Genomic DNA, 3,561 nt, shown 5'->3' on the forward strand with positions numbered 1-3,561 from the left:
CCAAAACGCTCAAAAGATATCACCACGCTCTATGAGCAAACGTGGTGAGTTTGGGAACCTGTGCAAACAGGATATTAAGGCTGTAAGGTCTTAAGAATCTCCTCGCCTTTAGGCAGGAGAGTGTCAAGGAGATTACACAATGAGTTCCGTCAGTACCATAATTGAACAGCATACGGCAAAGGTTGGAGAGTTAACATTGGCATATTTACAGGCAGGGTCAGGCGATCCATTAGTGTTACTGCATGGATTTCCTCAACATTCGCACATGTGGCGGAGTATTATGCCAACTCTCGCTGAACGTTTCACCGTTATCGCTCCAGATCAGCGCGGCATGGGAGGTTCCTCCATTCCTGCCAGTGGTTATGACAAACGCACAATGGCCAGCGACATTTACCAACTGGTGCATGAGGTGTTGGGCTGCGATCGCATTCACCTCGTTGGCTATGACCAGGGTGCAGGAACTGCCTATGCCTACGCTGCTACTCATCCCGAAGCTGTACGCCGTCTGGTTTTGGCTGAGTTTGTCTTCCCTGGCTTTGGCTATGAAGAATATATTGCACCGAAGCGCGGTTGGGACAATGGCTGGCAATTAGTCGCCTTCACGGTTCCCGACCTTTGCGAACGATTCATTGCTGGTCGAGAGCGTGATTTGCTGTCGTGGTATTTCCAAATTCACTGCCACAAGCCCAATGCGGTCAGTACAGAAGATTTTGAGATTTATGTGCGGGCGTTGCAGCGTCCTGGGGTACTACGGGCTGGATTCAACTATTTCGCTGCCGTGTGGGACGACTCAGAACACAATCAAGAACTGGTGTCGAAAGGGAAATTGACCTTCCCAGTCCTGCAAATTGGTGGTGAGAAGGCAGTTGGAGCATTTGGCTTACCGTCTGTACAGCAGCTTGCCAGCAATGTTCGTGGACAGGTAATTGAAAAAGCAGGTCACTGGCTGACGGAGGAACAACCTGCTGCTTTTGCGATCGCCTTGCTCGACTTCTTTACCCAGGAGTAGGAATGGCAAGATGACCAATGTGTTAATCGTTTACAGCACATCGATAGGTAATACGCCGAGAAAGTTTTGTCCTGGAAAAGCAACTTCAAAAGTGACCAAATCGTAAATTACAATAAAGAATTTTAATCCCTTCTCCCAAAAGAAGACGCTGCGCGAACGGGTGATGCTCGATAACTCGCTCTAAGCGAAGCCATGCCGTTGGCGAAGCCTCTCGAAGAGAAGGCTTTACGCTGTGCTAAGAGCAATCGCTCATGGCGAAAACCCCCAAGACCCACCGCGCTGCTTCATTAAAATCTAAAATACAAAATTTTTATGAGAGCCACAGTTCCCATTGTTGCATCTGAGCAAGCAAGCCAGCAAATTTCCACCCTGCGGCGCTTTTTGCAATACCTGCTACTTTATCGCAAAGAAATTCCCATTGCCTTGACATTAGTGTTTATTGGTGCTGTAACCCAGGCAATTGGGCCGTTTTTCCTCGGTTGGTCGATTGATCACCTAATTAAACAAGGGAATTTGCAAGGACTGCTACTGTTATTAGGGCTACTAGCGCTAAACTACGGACTTGGCGTCTTGGCAATCCGGGGTCAAATTATTCGAGTCGGCTGGATTATGCAGCGATTGCTGGCTCAACTGAGGCAAGATATTTTCACTAAAATCCAAAGTTTGCCACTCAGCTTTTTTGATCGCAGCGAAGCAGGCGATTTAATGAGCCGCCTGCTGAATGATGTCAATACTGTAAATCAAGCATTTGGACTGACGATCGCGCAAATGCTGGGTAATACTTTCAGTTTGGTAGGTATAATCATTGCAATGCTTTCTATCAACCTAAAACTCGGTTTGTTGAGCAACCTGGTTGTGCCACTGATGATTTTTACCACCAGCTTGTTTGCACGTTGGGCAAGAGCCAGGTTTCGCGTAACCCGACAAACTATTGGACAACTTTCCGCCAAGTTAGAAGAAGATATTGGCAGCGTCAGAGAAGCACAGGCATTTAATCGTGTACAGATGAATATTGAAGAGTTCGACGTTCTTAACGCTGCCAATAGAGATGCTAACGTCGAGGCTGTAGCAATTACTTCGGCCTTTTTGCCCTCCATTGATTTCCTCAACACACTCGCAACCGCAGGCGTGCTGGCTTATGGTGGCTATCTCGCGGTAACGGGAGCTGCAACAGTGGGTGTGGTGACATCTTTTTTACTTTACGTCCAGCAGTTTTTCCGCCCAATCCAAATTCTCAGCCAGTTTTACACCCAAGCTCAATCTGCCTTCGCCGGATTAGAGCGAATCTTTCTATTGCTAGATGAACCGTCACAACTCAAAGACGCACCCGATGCCACAGAAATGCCGCCTATTCAGGGTGAAGTCACATTTGATCATGTCAAGTTTGGCTACAACCCAGATCAATTGGTTCTCAAAGGGGTGAATTTGCACGCCTATCCAGGGCAGATGATTGCATTAGTAGGGCCGACCGGTTCGGGAAAAAGTACAATTATTAACTTGATTTTGCGCTTCTACGATGTATCTGGCGGTGCAGTGAAAATTGATGATATTGATGTGCGTAGCGTTACTCAAGCAAGTCTGCGGCGACAAATTGGCATCGTTCTACAAGACAATATTTTGTTTAGCGGCACTGTAGCCGAAAATATAGCTTTTGGCGCTCCTTACGCCACTCAAGCTGATATCGAAGCGGCTGCACAACTAGCAAATGTGCATGAGTTCATTACTTCACTACCACAGGGTTATACAACTCAATTGGGTGAACGGGGCGCACCCCTAAGTCAAGGACAGCGACAACTAATCAGTATTGCTCGTGCGGTGTTGATTAATCCCCAAATTCTGATTCTTGATGAAGCAACCAGCAGCATTGACACGCGTACAGAAGCGCTAGTACAAACTGCGATCGCTCGCTTGTTGCAAGGTCGTACCAGCTTCGTAATTGCCCACCGCCTCAGTACAGTTACCCAGGCAGATAAGGTATTAGTAATTCAGCAGGGAGAAATTGTAGAGCAGGGTACTCACGCCGAACTCATCAATCAGCAAGGTGTCTATGCTAACTTGTATGCTCTACAACTGGGTGCAGCAGACACAACGGTTATTCAAAACGAAAAGTAAAATATATTTGAACATTTGAATGAGTATAGGACTTACGCACTATACAAATTGGCTATTATGTGCATAATGATTGGTTCAGAATACAAGTCCGTTGGTTCAGAATACAAGTCCGTTGGTTCAGAATACAAGTTCGTTGGTTCAGAATACAAGTCCGTTGGTTCAGAATACAAGTCCGTTGGTTCAGAACACAAGTTCGTTGGTTCAGAATACAAGTCCGTTGGTTCAGAACACAAGTTCGTTGGTTCAGAACACAAGTCCGTTGGTTCAGAACACAAGTTCGTTGGTTCAGAATACAAGTCCGTTGCTTCAGAATACAAGTCCGTTGGTTCAGAATACAAGTCCGTAGCGATCGCATTCGTAAAGCCATCATTACCCGGTCAAAATCGATAATACTCTGAGACAACCAAATATCCTTATGCACATAATAGACAATTTGTACA

At 46.3% G+C, this 3,561-nt stretch carries 3 protein-coding genes; all 3 read left to right on the forward strand.

The genetic code is table 11. The annotated features are described in order from the left end of the window. Window positions 1–139 precede the first annotated feature (139 nt). The gene (locus tag LC574_RS31425; RefSeq protein WP_229457488.1) at window positions 140–1,009 is read left to right on the forward strand and encodes an alpha/beta fold hydrolase; all 870 of its coding nucleotides are present in this window, start codon (window positions 140–142) and stop codon (window positions 1,007–1,009) included. A gap of 312 nt (window positions 1,010–1,321) precedes the next feature. Then, complete coding sequence (locus LC574_RS31430) at window positions 1,322–3,121, forward strand: ABC transporter ATP-binding protein (protein WP_229457489.1); 1,800 nt, start codon at window positions 1,322–1,324, stop codon at window positions 3,119–3,121. 57 nt (window positions 3,122–3,178) lie between these two features. Continuing rightward, complete coding sequence (locus tag LC574_RS31435; RefSeq protein ID WP_229457490.1) at window positions 3,179–3,511, forward strand: hypothetical protein; 333 nt, start codon at window positions 3,179–3,181, stop codon at window positions 3,509–3,511. Window positions 3,512–3,561: the final 50 nt, after the last annotated feature.

Origin of the sequence: Nostoc sp. CHAB 5715, assembly GCF_020829685.1 — a bacterium.
In the GTDB taxonomy this organism is placed as follows: Bacteria; Cyanobacteriota; Cyanobacteriia; order Cyanobacteriales; family Nostocaceae; genus Nostoc.